The sequence below is a fragment of the Agarivorans sp. QJM3NY_30 genome (assembly GCF_050870855.2).
Lineage (GTDB): Bacteria > Pseudomonadota > Gammaproteobacteria > Enterobacterales > Celerinatantimonadaceae > Agarivorans.
On the sequence record NZ_CP194038.2, the window covers coordinates 3,274,565 to 3,290,706 of the forward strand.

A 16,142-nucleotide genomic window follows, 5' to 3' on the forward strand; every position below is an offset into this window, starting at 1 on the left:
AGTAGTTTGTGTTTGTTGGATCGCAGATATGAACAAGGGTTGCTTAGCAACCCTTGTTCGCGGGTGATTAACCCAAAGAGTTCAAACGATAATGCAGATTGTTATGGCGTAACTCCATTTGTAAGGAACGGACATCGGTCGAGTTGTCAATAATAATCAGTTCAATATCATGCACTTGTGCATAATCGATCACCGTTTCCATGCTCAGGGCTTGAGTATATACCGAGTGGTGAGCCCCACCCGCATGGATCCAACTCGCAGCGGCAACCGGTAAATTTGGTTGTGGCTGCCATAGCGCATGCGCAACCGGTAAGTTGGGCATGTCTTCGGGCAAATCAACCGTATCCACCGCATTAGCGATTAAACGGAAGCGATCCCCTAAATCAATTAACGACAAGTTAATTGCTGGTCCAGCCTTCGCCGAGAATTTAAGCCGCGGAATATCACACTTACAGCCAATGGTATGGCGAGCAATAATTAGTTCGGGTTTATTTTCACTAATACTTGGACAAACCTCTAACATATGCGCCCCGAGCACCTGATCAACCGCACCGAAGTCGTAGGTATAATCTTCCATAAAGGAGGTACCACCCGCTTCACCTTCAGTCATTGCCTTCACAATGCGAACCAAAGCTGCGGTTTTCCAATCACCTTCACCGCCATAACCATAACCTTTGGCCATCAAACGTTGGGTAGCGAGGCCTGGCAAGTTAGTCAAACCATGCAGATCTTCAAAGCAGTTGGTGAAGGCCATACAACCATGGTCGCTTAGGAAACGCTCCATACCAATTTCTAAACGGGCTTCGTTCACCAGTAACTGGTAACTTTCTGGATCACTCAATAAAGCTTGATCCACTACGTATGAAGCACAATATTCATCGATGAGGCTGGCACAATCATCGTCTGACACCTTGTCGACATAAACTTTAAGGTCACCGACCCCATAGGCATTGACTTCGTAGCCAAATTTAATTTGTGCCGACACCTTATTTCCATCCGTCACCGCCACCTGACGCATATTGTCACCAAAGCGCGCCACTTTTAGGCTTTCGGATTCATACACACCACGAGTTGCACGGGCCCATTGATCGACTTCTTCCAATACCCGAGGTTCTTGCCAATGCCCAACCACCACTTTACGTGGAACATTCATTCTGGTCACAACAAAGCCAAACTCTCGGCCGCCGTGAGCGCTTTGGTTAGTATTCATAAAGTTCATATCAATACTTTGCCAAGGCAGATTCGCATTAAATTGGGTATGTAAATGCAGCATCGGCTTATTGAGCTGACCTAAACCAGCTATCCACATCTTGGCGGGAGAAAAAGTATGCATCCATAACATGATCCCAGCACAGCTTTCATCGCTATTCGCGCGACGCATCAGTCGACTGATTTCTGCGGCATCGGTGACCACCCCTTGGTCTACAATATTCAGCGAAATCTCTCCGCTGTCATTTAAACCCTGAACAAGCTGATTGCTGTCATTGGCCACTTCTTCGAGCACTTTAGGCCCATACAAGTGTTGCGAACCAGTTACAAACCACAGTGATAGAGTTGAATTAGTCATATAAAAATTTCCTTAATTAACGCGAACCTTTTTGACCGTAATAGGCATTTTTACCGTGCTTACGTAAATAGTGTTTATCAAGCAGCCCCTGATTAAGTGAGCCGACCTGCGGATTCAGTTGACGGGTGTACAGCGCCATTTTTGCTACTTCTTCTAAAACCACTGCGTTATGTACAGCATTCTCGGGACTGGTTCCCCAACTAAACGGACCATGTTCGCTCACCACGATACCGGGCATAGCAAGTGGCGGAGTATCGGCCAGCGTTTCGATAATCACTAAACCGGTATTGGCTTCATAATCGACGTCAATCTCAGACTGAGTGAGTGGCCGAGTACATGGGATATCGCCATAGAAATAGTCAGCATGAGTGGTTCCAAGTGCAGGGATAGCTAAACCCGCTTGTGCCCAGGCACAAGCAAAGGGGGAATGGGTATGTACGATGCCTGCGATCTCTGGGTATTGCTGATACAGAGCCAGATGAGTGGCGGTATCAGAGGAAGGTCGAAGCTCTCCTTCTACGACTTCACCAGCCAAATTGACCACCGCCATATTCTCGGGGCTCAGCTGTTCATAGGCCACGCCACTGGGCTTAATCACCACTAAACCGCGCTGACGGTCGATACCGGAAACATTTCCCCAAGTAAAAGTCACCAACTTGTGCGTTTGCAGCGCCATATTGGCTAAATACACCTGCTCCCGAAGCTGGGCCAGCGTCACCGCGGTATTATCTCGATCAGCCATCAATTTTTCTCCCCTTGCTGAGCGACCAAGTTTTCGACACTCTCACCAAGCTGACGATATTGCAGATGTCGCTGTTGATAGAAAGCTACCCGCTCAGGATTAGGTTGATAGGTTAAATGAACCGCACTAGCCATTGCTTGCTGAGCACTCGCGGTATTGGCATATAGTCCAGCAGCCACCGCCGCAAAAATACCAGCTCCAAGAGCGCAACATTGTTCGCTGTCCATGACCAACAGCTCGCAATTCATCACATCCGCACAAGTTTGCATGACTAAAGGCGATTTTTTGGCAATACCACCAATCGCAATCACCCGCTTCACTTCCACTTGTTGATTCACAAAACAGTCCATGATCGCCTTGGCACCGTGCGCCGTCGCTTCGACCAAGCTATTAAAGATCATTGGCGCACTAGAGCCCAAGTTCAGCCCAGCCACCGTGCCCGTGAGGCGCTGATTAGCGAAGGGTGTCCGACGACCGTTATGCCAATCCATTGCGACCGGATCGGCTAAGCTTTGTGCCTGACAATGTTCGCTAAGCAACGGAATTAAACTTTGTTCAAGCTGTTTGAGGGCTGCCGCCGCTTCGGAACTTTGGCCGGCAATTTGCTGCAGCGGCCACAATAGCACTCGCTTATACCAGGCATATAAATCACCAAAAGCCGATTGACCGGCTTCTAAGGCCACCAACTCTGGCATCGCGCTGCCTAATACCTGACCACAGATCCCTTCAATAGTACGCTCGCCCAGCTCGGCCGGATCGACCATCAAAATATCGCAGGTTGAAGTCCCCATCACTTTCACTAAGTCATGAGCGCCCGCGCCAGCCCCGACCGCGCCCATGTGACAGTCAAATTCACCAACGGCTACCGCAATACCTGCCGGTAAACCGAGTTTATCGGCCCACTGTTCGCTCAAATAACCCGCCACTTGATCGGCGGTGAACACCTGTTGATACATGCGTTCACGCATCCCATCTAAGCTCGGAGAAATAGCACTTAAAAACTGTTGATCAGGCAAGCCGCCCCAAGACTCATGCCAAAGGGCTTTGTGCCCTCCAGCACAGATCCCCCTTTTGATACTATCTGGCGCCAAATTATCGGCCAGTAGCGCGGGAACCCAATCGGCAAGTTCCACCCATGCGTAAATTGATTTCGCCAGTTCGGGATCCTGCTCTGCAACCCAAGCGGCCTTCGCCCAAAACCATTCGCTGGAATAAACACCTCCCACATAACGGGTGTAATCTTCAAATTCTCCACCATGAGCAAGCTGATTAATTAACTCAGCTTTCGTTACACTGGTATGGTCTTTCCATAGAATGAACATTGCATTGGGGTTATCTTTATGTTCATCGAGTAATGCTAATACTCTCCCCTGCGCATCAATCGGTGCGGGAGTTGAGCCGGTGCTATCAACACCAATCCCAACAATATTACCTCGAACGTCTGCACTACAGCCGTCCAGCGCCTGCATAATGGCGGCGCTCATCGCATCGATATAGTCCTGAGGATGATGTCTAAATTGAGAAACTTCGGCCTTGGAATATAAACCTTTCATCCATCGAGGGTATTCACTAACACTGGTACCGACTTCTTGACCATCGTCGGTTCCAATAATTAGAGCCCGTACTGAATCTGATCCAAAATCGAGCCCGATCACATAACGCTGCTTATCCACCCGCCACTCTCCTGATAATTGCTACATTATCAATATAGTGGTCGTTGCTTGGTAAACCTGCCATAAACGATAACGCTATTGTCATGGATATTATCGTTACTTAGAAAATTATCAATCATGGGTCAAAATATTGAGAATCGCTATGAAAAGCCTTTCTTATAGCAAAAATCACGTTTTTTCACGGCAAATATGTACAAATTTGTCAATTCACATACTGGCAACATGTCAATAACAGCTAAATATATGGATAAGAACGCTGTCATGCCAAACTTGTCGTTTTGTTAGCGACTTATTTTTAAAAGATGATGAATACTTGTCCCAGTTAAACGAGAGACGCAATTAGCTCGACCCTTAACTTGGTGAAAGATTAGCTAAATATTTTACACGGAGCGAAAAAATGAAGCTTTATAAAACCCTCATAAGTGCAGCAATGGTGAGCCTGTTGGCGCTTGCGCCATCAATCGCTAGCGCAAAGAAAACCGTTGGTATTGCGATGCCAACCAAATCATCGGCCCGTTGGATCGGTGATGGTAATAATATGAAAGCATTATTTGAAAAAAGTGGATATAGAGTTGTATTGCAATATGCCGGTGATGATATTCCTAATCAATTGGCGCAAATAGAAAACATGGTAGTACGTGGTGTCGACGCGCTGGTGATTGCCTCTATCGATGGGACAACCCTATCGAAGGTACTAGAACAAGCCGCAGAAAGTGATATTCCAGTGGTAGCTTACGATCGCCTCATTAAAGGCTCACCTCACGTGAGTTACTACGCCACCTTTGATAACTTCCAAGTCGGCGTATTACAAGCACAAACCATCGAAAAAGCGCTCGATCTCGCGAACGGCGCTGGACCTTTTAATATTGAGTTATTTGGCGGTTCCCCCGATGATAACAATGCCTACTTCTTCTATAACGGCGCAATCTCTGTACTACAACCTTACCTTGATAGCGGTAAGTTAGTGATCCGTAGTGGTCAAACTGGCATGGAAAAAGTGTCAACCTTACGTTGGGATGGTGCAACCGCACAAGCACGGATGGATAACCTACTCAGTGCCTACTACACCGACGAACCTATTGATGCTGTGTTGTCTCCCTACGATGGCATCAGTATTGGGATCTTATCTTCATTGAAAGGGGTTGGTTACGGTAGTGGCGACTTAAAAATGCCTTATGTCACCGGACAAGACGCTGAACTGCAGTCAATTAAATCAATTATTGCCAACGAGCAGGGCTCTACTATTTTCAAAGATACCCGTGAACTTGCCAAGGTTACAGTTGGCATGGTTGAAGCGTTGTTAAGTGGCTCCGAGCCACAAATCAACGACACTAAAACCTATGACAATGGCTATAAAGTTGTCCCTTCCTTCCTACTCAAACCAGTTCCAGTAGATAAATCAAACTGGGAAGAAATACTTATTGGTAGTGGCTACTACAGTAAAGACCAGCTGTAGTGTCGATTTGAGACCTTTTGATCCATGGATCAAAAGGTCTCGCTTATTCGATCCTTGATTTTTCTGAGGGAACTATGAATACCATTTTAGAAATGCGCAATATCACCAAAACCTTCCCTGGTGTAAAAGCGCTAAACAACGTCAGCCTCAGTTTAGACAATGCTGAAATTCACGCACTAGTGGGCGAAAATGGCGCGGGTAAATCCACGTTGATGAAAGTTCTCAGTGGCGTATATCCACATAGTAGTTTTGATGGTGAGATTGTTTATCGGGGCCAAAAACAACAATTTAATACCATTTCAGATAGTGAACACAAAGGCATCATCATCATTCACCAAGAGCTCGCCTTGGTTCCGATGTTATCGATTGCCGAAAATGTATTTTTAGGGAACGAAATCGAAGACAAAGGTGTCATCGATTGGCCACAAACCTTCCTTAAAACCCAAAAAGTCTTGGCCAAAGTTGGCTTAGGCAATGAAAATCCGCAGACAAAAATTCAGAATTTAGGCGTGGGCAAACAACAATTGGTTGAAATTGCCAAGGCACTTTCCAAAGACGTGGAAGTACTTATCTTAGACGAGCCAACCGCCAGCTTAAACGAAACCGATAGTGATGCCCTGCTCGAATTACTGTTAGAGTTTAAACGCCAAGGCATTGCTTCAATCCTGATTTCCCACAAATTGAATGAAGTGGCCAAAGTCGCCGACAAAATTACGGTGATCCGCGATGGCGGAGCGGTGAGCACCATGGATTGTCGCACCCAGCAGATCAGTGAAGATGACATTATTCGCGATATGGTTGGCCGCGAATTACAAGACCGTTATCCACACCGTAAAGCCACCATTAGTGAAGAAATTCTCAGCGTGAATAACTGGGAAGTTTATCACCCACTACACAGTGAACGGCGAATCATTCATAACATTGATTTTGCGGTAAAACGCGGACAGGTGGTTGGTATCGCTGGACTAATGGGAGCTGGTCGAACCGAATTAGCCCGCAGTATTTTTGGTCACTCTTATGGGCAAAAAATATCGGGCGAATTAAAATTACATGGCAAACCAGTCAAGCTCAATACCATAGAAAAAGCCATTGAAGCAGGTTTAGCCTACGTGACCGAAGACCGGAAGGACTATGGTCTGGTGTTAATCGACAGCATTTTGCACAATATTCCTTTGGCAAATTTGTCGGCTATCTCAAATCATACGGTCATTAATAACGCGCAAGAAACCATGCTTGGCAATGACTACAAGAATAAGATGAACATTCGCTGCTCATCACTCAGCCAGCATACCGATAACTTATCGGGTGGTAATCAGCAAAAAGTTGTGCTTGCCAAATGGTTGTTTGCCGATCCAGAAGTCCTAATCCTCGATGAACCCACTCGGGGCATCGATGTGGGCGCAAAATATGAAATATACACACTGATTAATCACCTCGCAGAGCAAGGAAAAGGCATCGTCATCATCTCTTCTGAAATGCCAGAGCTATTAGGCATGTGTGACCACATCTACGTGATGAATGAAGGGGAGTTCGTGGGTGAACTCACTGCCGAACAGGCATCTCAGGAAAAAATTATGCAATTGATCATTCAATCGGGGAGAGAATGAAATGAGTACCAAAGTTGTAAACAATGCTAAAGATAGCGACAACTCGGTGAGTGGATTTGGCGCTGTCACTCGTCATCTGAGAGAATATGGCATTTTATTAGCCCTGATTGTGATTATGGGATTCTTTCAGATTATTACCGAAGGCACCCTACTCAAACCGGTTAACCTTACCAACTTATTTTTACAAAACTCCTATATCATTATTATGGCCTTAGGCATGTTACTGGTGATTGTTGCAGGTCATATCGACTTATCGGTCGGTTCTGTCTGTGGCTTTGTCGGCGCGCTGGCTGCGGTGTTAATGGTTAACTTTGACTTTAACTGGTTTGTTACGGTAATCATTTGTTTAGCCGCAGGTTTCGTGATTGGAGCAATGCAGGGCTACTGGATCGCTTATCATAAGATCCCAGCGTTTATTGTGACTCTAGCGGGCATGTTAGTCTTTAAAGGTTTAACCATTGCGCTGCTACAAGGGCAATCGGTAGGGCCATTCCCTAGTGAATTTCAGGCTTTAAGTTCGGGGTTCATTGGCGATATCTTTGATATGCACAAATTTAACCTCACTTCTTTCATCTTAGGAATTATTTTAGTCTCAGCTTTTATCGGCTTTAACTTACGCAGTCGCCTCAAACAACAGCAGTTGATGCCCAGCGAAGAACCCACCAATATATTTTTACTCAGAATTGGTTTCATCTCCGCGGCGCTACTCTACTTGGTCTATTTATTGTCTACCTATAAAGGTATTCCCAATATTTTAATGGTAATGGCCCTGCTCATTTCACTGTATGTATTTATTACCAATAACACCACTATCGGACGACGCATCTATGCCATTGGTGGTAACGAAAAAGCGGCCTTGATGTCAGGAATTAATACCAAAAAAATCACCTTCTTAACTTTTGCCAATATGGGAATGTTAGCTGCGCTGGCAGGTTTGGTATTTGCGGCTCGACTTAATACGGCGACACCAAAAGCGGGTTTATCTTTCGAACTGGATGTGATTGCGGCGGTATTTATTGGTGGCGCCTCGGTACATGGCGGCGTTGGTAAAATCATGGGTGCGGTGATTGGTGCATTCATCATGGGCGTGATGAATAACGGTATGTCAATCATGGGCGTTGGCATCGACTGGCAACAAGTCATTAAAGGTTTGGTATTACTGGCTGCGGTTATTTTCGATGTTTACAGCAAAAAACGCAGTGCATAAATTTGAATGCTTAAGCCGAAGGACTTAAGCCTATAAAAAAGAGATTAAGTCCCGACTTAATCTCTTTTTTTATGACCGATACTGCTTAGTGAATGCCGAGGACAAATTAGCCAACAGCAAGCAACTAAGGCATCACAGGAACAAATCCCTCTCATAGCAAAATTCCAAGTCGGCACGCCACTATTTTTAGCCCTAAAGCTGAACGGCGACGACGAAGCGACTTGCTATCAAGCGCCCCTTAGTGAAACACCGATACTTGCTGCTGCAGTGCATCAGCCATAGATTGTAATTGCGTGGCACTGTCGGCGCTTTTCGCCGCGGTATTGCGGCCATCGGCATTTGCCTCACTGAGTTTGGCGGCATTGGCGGCAATCTCTTGAGACACCTGCGCCTGCTGTTCAGTCGTGGCGGCGATAGTCTCCGATTGACTGGCAATTAAACTGACTTGCTCAGTAATCTTGCTCAGAGCCTCACCGGTATTAGCGGCATGCTCGGTAAACAACTCACCCCGTTGTTGGCTCTCACTCATCATGCTCACCGCATTGCCAGTACTGGCTTGCAGTTTCCCAACAATGGCTTCCACTTCTTTCACCGAATCTTGGGTTCGTTTGGCTAAGGTTCGAACTTCATCGGCGACCACCGCAAAACCACGACCTTGTTCACCCGCCCTCGCTGCCTCAATTGCCGCGTTCAAGGCAAGTAAATTGGTTTGGTCTGCAATTTCGTTGATCATTCGTGTTACATCTTGAATATTACGGCTCTCTTCTCCCGCCAAAGCTATCGCATCAGAAGACTGCTTCAGCTGTTGATTCAGCAAGCCAATCTCTGAAATCATCTGCTCAACTAAATGAGAGCCATGTTGGCTACTGCTATCAGCTAAACGCACACTGCCGGCGATATCTTCGACTTGATGCGCCACCGAATTTGCCGATGCAGCCAGTTCTTCTATCGCCGCAGCGACCTGATCCACCTGAAGCTGCTGGCCATCGAGCTGTTGCAAACTATTTTCAGAATCGGTAAATACACTGCTCGCCTGCTGTTGCACACGATTACTCGTGTCTCGAATATGAGTAATCAATTGATTGAGCTCTCTGGCCATTTGGTGCACGCCTGCATTTAAGCGCTCAATCTCGTTATCGGCTTCGGCGTTACCCTCGCCCATCTGTAGGCTCATTTCGCCAGCACCCATGCGTTCAATATTTCCGGTTAAGCTGAGCAAGGGTTTAGTAAAGCGACGCACAAATAAACTGAGCGACACAAAACTCAAAATTGCAGCGAATACAGCAATCATGATCACAATATGCAGTAAATCGCGACTGGCTTCGGTGACTTCCTCCACCAAGGTTCCGCCTAATAGCTTCCAATTCCACCCAGGGACTTCGGCATAAACCAAATACTGTTCAGCAACCTTACCTTGATGCTCAGCAGTAAAGCTAATCACCCCTGAAGCTTGCTCAAAAATCTGTTTAAATAGTTTATGTCCTTGCGCATCGACCCGGTCGATGATCGAAGCTCCATCCTTAATATAGGGATGATAAAGATAGTTCCCTAAGGCCTCACTCGGGCTATTATCCACGACAATACTGTGTCCGGTTTTACCCCAATTAATTTGCGACAAATTAGCGAAAATACGCTGAGTCGGTTCTTCAATGGGGATCCCAATAAAGCTTAAACCCATGACTTTTCCTTGAGGTGTTTTCAAGGGATAGTAATAGGTCAAATAGTCATGACCAAACAATTTGACCTTGGCGTAATAATCTTGACCATTCATCAGACGTTGATAACCCGGATGTTGCTTGCCCAAGCGACTCCCAAGTACCCGTTGACCATCTTGGTTGGTTAATGAGGTGCTCACCCGAATAAAATCATCACCACTGGCAGAAAACAAAGTCGCGACCGCACCAGTATCCTGAGTAAAGCGATCTATTTGACTAAAATCCCCTAACAACGACTGGCCGTTAAGAACAATCTCATAGACCTTAAACTGTTGGTAATTAACCGACTGAGCCAATACTTGAAAGCCGTCGAGATAACCATTTCGAAAGGTTCGCTCCAACACTTTTGCTTGTTTTAAATAATCGTCAAACTCACCAGCGATATTCTCAGCTAAAGCTTCTACTTTAGATCGATGATCGTACATGGTTTGTTCAAACAAAGCTGCAGCGGCTTTTTCATAAACCAGAGAGCTAATCGCACCAAACGCAATCACGATCAATAAACCCACAAATAATTGCAGTTGTAAGCCAATTCGGCGATGGCCAAAACCGTTTAAAATGCAAAATGCTTGCATAAATTTGTAACCTAAAAAAATGTGAATGCGGATGCTACAAAAATGGAAAATTTAAGTAAACACGAGTCACCAATAAATTGCGTTTATTTTGCTATCGATCAATATCAGACAAAAATAAGTATAAGATACCGCACTTGTGAATTTATATTTTTAAAAAAGAATAGAAGGCAATAATTTAAACTAAATTATACGAAATATTTAAAATTAAAGGTTTAATGTAAATAAAACAGACAGTCATTAAACTAAACATCTAAGGAAAGCGCAGGCTTCATCTCAAAACACACTTAAGTTTCGGTCGGCGGCCACAGTGAAACATCCCTTGCTCGCACCAGCAGTAAGCATTTATTCAACTTCGTTATATTTGCAATAGACTGGCGAGGTAGACCCGTATGAAAAAAAACTGAGCGATTGCTTTTAATCCGAAGTACCAGTGAGTGTTTCGAATACCAATATGAAATACTCACAATCACCACAACGTGCCATGAATTGTCCTTAAGGCCGCCAAATTCCTGAAGAAATACAGCAATAGAGAGCTCCTGTTAACGATTCTCTATTGAGCGATATTTTGACAATGATGACGCAGCTTGTCAGGGAAGATATAGACAAATGTAGACTCAAGATTGACACTCTGCGGAACTAACCACCAAGATGGATCGAAGGGGAGTAAATACCAAGCTTGTTGTTGCCAGTGCAACGCTAAATTGGGCTTAAGTTTAGTTGCCGCGAGAGTGATAGCTTGCTGCTGCGACAAGCTTAGATCTTGAATCGCAATGCGCGCCAGCTGCTCCGGACGCAAATCAGCTAAAGCATCGCGAATGCAATGACGCTGCTCATCTGACAAGGCGCTTGCCGCTTCAAATACCGAAAGAGAAGGTGTATTTATCGCAGGCTCCCCCCCCATATCACTGGCGATACTTTGCTTAGCGACTGCTCGCGCTGATTCTTGTAGTATTCGAGCTTGGCTTGTCGACTGTTGAGCTTCCGCCCGTTGCAGCTCGTGGTCTCGCCGCTCCACTCCTCCTACAGAAGACGGACTTGCAACGGAACGAAGGGCTTCGTTTTGATAGCTCAATTCGCTGGGTGTTGCCAGACTTGGATCGTGCATCACGCTCTGCCACAACCACCAGCCCAATACGCCAACACAGCCAATCGAAGCGGCACTGGCCCATAACGGAGCCCCCGCCCAACTTTTGCGACGAACCAAAGGCACTACTTTGGCTTGTTTAGTCTGCTGCTCGGCCAAATTTAAGATCTGCTGATCCAACTCGGGCGAAGGTTGCAGTGGGTCGATGGCTTGCTGAAATGCTTGATCGATTTGCGCGTCACTCGGGGGATTATCAGTATGCTCAGCCATGGTGTTTCTCCCAACATTCACGTAATTGCTGATAAGCAGTGCGTATTCGGCTTTTCACCGCATCGAAGGAGGCATCCAATACCACACTAATTTCGGCAACTGCCAAGCCATTTTGTTTCAACATAAAAACATCCTGCTGCTTTCTCGGCAAGCGCGATACACAGAGCAGAATCACCTGCTTGGCTTGTGCCTGTTGATGACTTAACTCTGGATTTGTGGTCGCCAAAAGCCCCGCTAAGGCCTGTTCATCTTGCTCACCTTGACCACCTTGGCGACGCCAATGATCGGCAATACGGCGACGAGCAATAGTATAAAGGAAGGCCCGAAACTTACCTTCACAGCCCGCATAGACAGAGACCCCCGCCTCACTGGTAACCATCAGGTGGAAACTACTCGCTTGGCTTATCAGCGACTCCCAAATATCCTGAAACACTTCATTAGCAGCTGTTTCAGGCATTTTTTGTCGAACAAAGGCAAATAACGCTTTACGATAACGTTGATACAAGCACTCAAAGGCCGCGAGATCGCCACGCTGTCCATAGTCGAGCATCAGTTGCTCATCACTGGCTAAGCTCATAAGTTTGGGCTTGATTCCTTGCTGGTAAAATACGACCTTGCGGCTGAGAAATGAGGCTTGAGTGGGAATCAAGCAAGGCCGCATTCTGCTGCGCTAAGCTAAACGTTAATCTGACCAATTTAACAAACTCTGCACGATATCCAAAGTTATCCTTACCTTTAGCCTGATTTGCCCAATCAATAATTTGCTGATAGCTAACATCACCAAGGTAGGGAGCGGCAGTTAATTTTTGGCCAAAAGCCGCCACCGCTAACGCAAACCTATCGTCATCTGATATTTTTGAAAGTGCAATAAAGTCATCTTTGTGGACTCTTTGAAGCTGCTTCGCAGAAACTTTAGAGTGAGCAGTTTTATAACGTAGCCTCAGTTCAGCAATCGCAGGACTAGTTTCTGCCGAGGCTTGCTTCGCTTGCGACGCAGACTGAAATACCAGCGGTTCGATTAAGCCTTGATCACCGACTAAGGTGAGTTCATATATGGCGGTCACACTATGGCCGGCACCGATATCGCCAGCATCCTTTTGATCGTTATTAAAATCGGCACGCTCGAGTTGGCGATTCTGATAACCAAGTAAACGATATTCTAAGACCTGCGTTGGATTAAATTCCACTTGAAATTTTACATCATGAGCGACGGTGTACAGGCTACTCCCCAACTGATCCACCAACACCTTCTGCGCTTCATGAAGGGTATCAATATATGCGGAGACGCCGTTGCCAGTATCAGCCAGTTGTTCCATTAAATAATCGTTATAATTTCCCTGACCAAAACCAAGTGTCGAAAATTGAACCCCCGCCTTACGCCGCTCGCCAATCAAATGTTTGAGCGCATCCACATCACTCACCCCAACATTTAAATCGCCATCCGAGATCAAGTAAACTTGATTGATACCGCCGGAGATAAAGCCTTGCTGTGCTTGCTGGTAGGCTAAAGCAATACCCGCTTCACCATTGGTGGCTCCACCAGCCCTTAAACTATCAATCGCTCTTTCGATCGTCTGTCGGCTACTCGCTTTGGTTGCGGGCAGTGCCACACTGGTGCCACTGGCATAGGTGACAATTGCCACACTATCATCGGCTTTAAGTTGGCTGAGCATCAACGACATCGACTGCTTGGCTAGCGTGAGCTTATCACTGGATTGCATCGAACCCGAGACATCCACTAAAAATACTAAGTTAGCTGCAGGGCGTTGCTGTATGTCCGGTTGGTAACTATTAATACCAATCCGCAGTAAATGATTATTGGGGTTCCAAGGCGACGCGGTGAGCAATGTATTCGCAGCAATTGGCTGCGCTTCAGTCAGAGAATGCGGCATCAGATAATCATAGGAAAAGTAGTTAAGCAGCTCTTCAACCCGCACAGCGGCTTTAGGTGGCATTTGCCCCTGATTAATGAAACGTCGAACATTGGCATAACTAGCCGTATCTACATCAGCGCTAAAAGTAGACACCGGCTGCTCACTCACCAAGTGCACAGTTGAGTCTTCAAGCACTTGATAGTTTTCCTGATTGCTTACTTTAGGCAATGATTGTATCTGTGAAACATAACGAAGGTCTGCTTGTGGCGAAAGTTTGGCGTGGCGAGTCAATTGTTGAACCGCCGCGGCTTGCTCTAACCTTTGCCGGGGAATGGCAGCGTCTTCGGCTAAAATCAGCGGCTCGGCGGTGGGCGCTACTGGCGCTTTAGACTGCTCTGCTTGCGTATCGCTGTATTGGCCACAGGCGACCAAAGCTGATACAGCTAGCACCAAACCCACAGCGCGCGCCACCGGAGAAAAAGTAGAAACAGAAGAAAATTGCATCATCGATTACCTTATTTAAGAAAGTCTCAACTTAGTAATCGTTGCAAGTCCAAAAACGAGGCTAAAAAAATGAAAAATATTAATCTGGGCCAATTTTACCTAGCATTTGGCTAAGGCAGTTTGCGGTTTAAGAACACAAAAAATTTCACCTCGATAGTAAGTAGAATAAATACTAAGGTTAAACGAATCAGTACATGAAGCAACACGGGCTCGCTCGTTTCACTGCCCTCTATTGCTGCCATAATCAGTGCATAAATAGATGAAAGATCCATGTTAACTCCCAAGTGTTATGATCCATGTTCGGCCATGTAATAATCAGCGTCGGTCAACTCTGCAGCATGAGTGAAGCTGAAATTTAGCGGTTTAAACAACGCTTTGAGATCATTGCTTGATTGACAATCAACATAAATCAACACGACAAAAACCATCAACACAATCAACTTTACCAACACAACAGTTTTCATTTGCTATCAATTATTCATCTAAAAGTTGCCCCCAAAACCAGAGATTTCGAGGGCACTAAGGTCTATTTATAAGGCTTGTTTATAAAGCTGCATCACTTGATCAGGGCTGGGTTGGCGAGGGTTCCCCGGTAAACAAGGGTCCTGCATCGCTTTATCAATCCATTGACCAAAATCAGTCTCGCGGATCCCTAACTCAGCAAAGCCTGACGGAATTTCAACTGTCGCCGACAACTGACGAACCAAAGCGACCGCGAGGGCTGCCGCGTCTTTATCATTGAGATCAAAGGTTCTACCGCCCATTGCCTCGGCAACCGCGCGAAACGGCTCAGGGCAGGTTTCAGCGTTAAATTCACACACTTCCGGCAACAAAATTGCGTTGCATACACCATGCGGTAGATTATGCGTCGCACCGGGTTGGTGAGCCATCGCATGCACTAAACCAAGACCTGCGCTATTAAACGCCATCCCCGCCAAAAACTGAGCACATGCTAAGTTATCACGTGCCTCAAAGTTTTGGCCCTCTGCAACAGCTACTGGCAACCATTTGCTAATTAAGCGGATCGCCTCTAAGGCTGTCGGCCGGGTTAAAATATGCGCCCCCGGCGTCACGTAGGCTTCAATCGCATGAGTGAGAGCGTCCATACCAGTAGCAGCCGTGGTTGCCGCCGGTAAACCAAGCATCAAGCTGGGATCATTCACCGCAATATCCGGGATTTGTTTGGCATCGATAATCACCATTTTGACTTGGTTTTCTTCATCGGTAATCACCGAATTAGAAGTCATCTCTGCAGCCGTACCTGCGGTGGTATTAATGGCAACAAAATATGCCCCAGAGTGAGTCACCTTGCCGACGCCATTAAAATCACAAATATCACCGTCGTTAGAGGCCATAATACGAATGGCTTTAGCACAATCGACTGGGCTGCCCCCACCCACTGCGATAAAACAATCACACTCGGCTTTTTGATATACAGCAAGACCCCGCCGCACCAGAGATGCAGTAGGATTTGGTAAGACTTCATCGAACATCTCATAAGCAATCGAATAGCTATCTAGGGCACTCAACAAAGTATCTAACAAACCTAATTTAACTAAATTAGTATCCGTGACAATCAAGGCTTTTTTTACAAATTGCTGACTCAGTACCGTCACCGCATCTTCAACGGCCCCGCTACCCGCTAAACTTAACTTTGGAAGATTCAATGCAAATGCCATGGCTATTCCCTCTCATAATTTACAATTAAGTAACACCAATAGTTACGCTAGGCACATTGTATGTAGCGAGCGAGGGGGAGTTTGTGCTCGGTTTTTCAAAACTACCGACTAGCCAATATATTGTTACAAGTCGACAATTTTGTACTATTCAACTCGCGTCTCTTCAGGCGGCAAGTCTCGCGTCAATCA

The 16,142-nt window shown here is 46.1% G+C and carries 12 protein-coding genes; 3 read left to right on the forward strand and 9 right to left on the reverse strand.

Annotated elements, in window-relative coordinates; translation table 11 throughout:
- Nucleotides 1-67 precede the first annotated feature (67 nt).
- From araA to ACRRSX_RS14905, 3 genes are read right to left on the reverse strand one after another with little or no spacing between them, the layout of a single operon-like run.
- Nucleotides 68-1,567 carry an L-arabinose isomerase gene (gene araA / locus ACRRSX_RS14895; RefSeq protein ID WP_432452420.1) on the reverse strand — a complete coding sequence of 500 codons (1,500 nt, stop codon included), beginning with the start codon at nucleotides 1,565-1,567 and terminating at the stop codon, nucleotides 68-70.
- Nucleotides 1,568-1,583: 16 nt separating this feature from the next.
- Nucleotides 1,584-2,309 carry an L-ribulose-5-phosphate 4-epimerase gene (locus ACRRSX_RS14900; RefSeq protein ID WP_432452419.1) on the reverse strand — a complete coding sequence of 242 codons (726 nt, stop codon included), beginning with the start codon at nucleotides 2,307-2,309 and terminating at the stop codon, nucleotides 1,584-1,586.
- Entirely contained in the window at nucleotides 2,309-3,982 is a 1,674-nt protein-coding gene (locus ACRRSX_RS14905; protein ID WP_432452418.1) for a ribulokinase, read from the reverse strand. Before ACRRSX_RS14905 ends, ACRRSX_RS14900 begins: the two co-directional genes overlap by 1 nt.
- A gap of 397 nt (nucleotides 3,983-4,379) precedes the next feature.
- On the opposite strand from ACRRSX_RS14905, the gene chvE reads away from it, so the two are divergent.
- The 3 genes from chvE (at nucleotide 4,380) to mmsB (ending at nucleotide 8,252) form a co-directional block, all read left to right on the forward strand.
- Nucleotides 4,380-5,438: a multiple monosaccharide ABC transporter substrate-binding protein gene (chvE, locus tag ACRRSX_RS14910; protein WP_432452417.1), complete on the forward strand. Its 1,059-nt coding sequence runs from the start codon at nucleotides 4,380-4,382 to the stop codon at nucleotides 5,436-5,438.
- Between the two features lie 74 nt (nucleotides 5,439-5,512).
- Complete coding sequence (gene mmsA / locus ACRRSX_RS14915; RefSeq protein ID WP_432452416.1) at nucleotides 5,513-7,045, forward strand: multiple monosaccharide ABC transporter ATP-binding protein; 1,533 nt, start codon at nucleotides 5,513-5,515, stop codon at nucleotides 7,043-7,045.
- 1 nt (nucleotide 7,046) lies between these two features.
- The gene (gene mmsB / locus ACRRSX_RS14920; protein WP_432452415.1) at nucleotides 7,047-8,252 is read left to right on the forward strand and encodes a multiple monosaccharide ABC transporter permease; all 1,206 of its coding nucleotides are present in this window, start codon (nucleotides 7,047-7,049) and stop codon (nucleotides 8,250-8,252) included.
- Nucleotides 8,253-8,490: 238 nt separating this feature from the next.
- Here mmsB and ACRRSX_RS14925 read toward each other — a convergent pair whose 3' ends face one another.
- The 6 genes from ACRRSX_RS14925 to fucO all read right to left on the reverse strand — a co-directional run bounded on the left by ACRRSX_RS14925 (nucleotide 8,491) and on the right by fucO (nucleotide 15,953).
- The gene (locus tag ACRRSX_RS14925) at nucleotides 8,491-10,542 is read right to left on the reverse strand and encodes a methyl-accepting chemotaxis protein (protein WP_432452414.1); all 2,052 of its coding nucleotides are present in this window, start codon (nucleotides 10,540-10,542) and stop codon (nucleotides 8,491-8,493) included.
- Between the two features lie 550 nt (nucleotides 10,543-11,092).
- Nucleotides 11,093-11,896: a hypothetical protein gene (locus ACRRSX_RS14930; protein ID WP_432452413.1), complete on the reverse strand. Its 804-nt coding sequence runs from the start codon at nucleotides 11,894-11,896 to the stop codon at nucleotides 11,093-11,095.
- A complete protein-coding gene (locus tag ACRRSX_RS14935) occupies nucleotides 11,889-12,473 on the reverse strand; it encodes a sigma-70 family RNA polymerase sigma factor (protein ID WP_432452412.1) in 585 nt (194 codons plus the stop codon). The genes ACRRSX_RS14930 and ACRRSX_RS14935 overlap by 8 nt, the downstream gene beginning before the upstream one ends.
- Nucleotides 12,457-14,277, reverse strand: a complete 1,821-nt coding sequence (locus tag ACRRSX_RS14940) for a vWA domain-containing protein (RefSeq protein WP_432452411.1) — start codon at nucleotides 14,275-14,277, stop codon at nucleotides 12,457-12,459. The genes ACRRSX_RS14935 and ACRRSX_RS14940 overlap by 17 nt, the downstream gene beginning before the upstream one ends.
- A gap of 107 nt (nucleotides 14,278-14,384) precedes the next feature.
- Nucleotides 14,385-14,546 carry a hypothetical protein gene (locus ACRRSX_RS14945; RefSeq protein WP_432452410.1) on the reverse strand — a complete coding sequence of 54 codons (162 nt, stop codon included), beginning with the start codon at nucleotides 14,544-14,546 and terminating at the stop codon, nucleotides 14,385-14,387.
- 258 nt (nucleotides 14,547-14,804) lie between these two features.
- Nucleotides 14,805-15,953, reverse strand: coding sequence for a lactaldehyde reductase (gene fucO, locus ACRRSX_RS14950; protein WP_432452409.1), 1,149 nt, complete (start codon nucleotides 15,951-15,953; stop codon nucleotides 14,805-14,807).
- Nucleotides 15,954-16,142 lie beyond the last annotated feature (189 nt).

Bases quoted from the DNA above. Each gene is read 5' to 3' on its own strand.
- ACRRSX_RS14925 (WP_432452414.1), bottom strand. From the start codon at position 10,542: ATGCAAGCATTTTGCATTTTAAACGGTTTTGGCCATCGCCGAATTGGC.
- ACRRSX_RS14940 (WP_432452411.1), bottom strand. From the start codon at position 14,277: ATGATGCAATTTTCTTCTGTTTCTACTTTTTCTCCGGTGGCGCGCGCT.
- mmsB (WP_432452415.1), top strand. From the start codon at position 7,047: ATGAGTACCAAAGTTGTAAACAATGCTAAAGATAGCGACAACTCGGTG.
- ACRRSX_RS14935 (WP_432452412.1), bottom strand. From the start codon at position 12,473: ATGAGCTTAGCCAGTGATGAGCAACTGATGCTCGACTATGGACAGCGT.
- araA (WP_432452420.1), bottom strand. From the start codon at position 1,567: ATGACTAATTCAACTCTATCACTGTGGTTTGTAACTGGTTCGCAACAC.
- chvE (WP_432452417.1), top strand. From the start codon at position 4,380: ATGAAGCTTTATAAAACCCTCATAAGTGCAGCAATGGTGAGCCTGTTG.
- mmsA (WP_432452416.1), top strand. From the start codon at position 5,513: ATGAATACCATTTTAGAAATGCGCAATATCACCAAAACCTTCCCTGGT.
- ACRRSX_RS14930 (WP_432452413.1), bottom strand. From the start codon at position 11,896: ATGGCTGAGCATACTGATAATCCCCCGAGTGACGCGCAAATCGATCAA.
- fucO (WP_432452409.1), bottom strand. From the start codon at position 15,953: ATGGCATTTGCATTGAATCTTCCAAAGTTAAGTTTAGCGGGTAGCGGG.
- ACRRSX_RS14900 (WP_432452419.1), bottom strand. From the start codon at position 2,309: ATGGCTGATCGAGATAATACCGCGGTGACGCTGGCCCAGCTTCGGGAG.
- ACRRSX_RS14945 (WP_432452410.1), bottom strand. From the start codon at position 14,546: ATGGATCTTTCATCTATTTATGCACTGATTATGGCAGCAATAGAGGGC.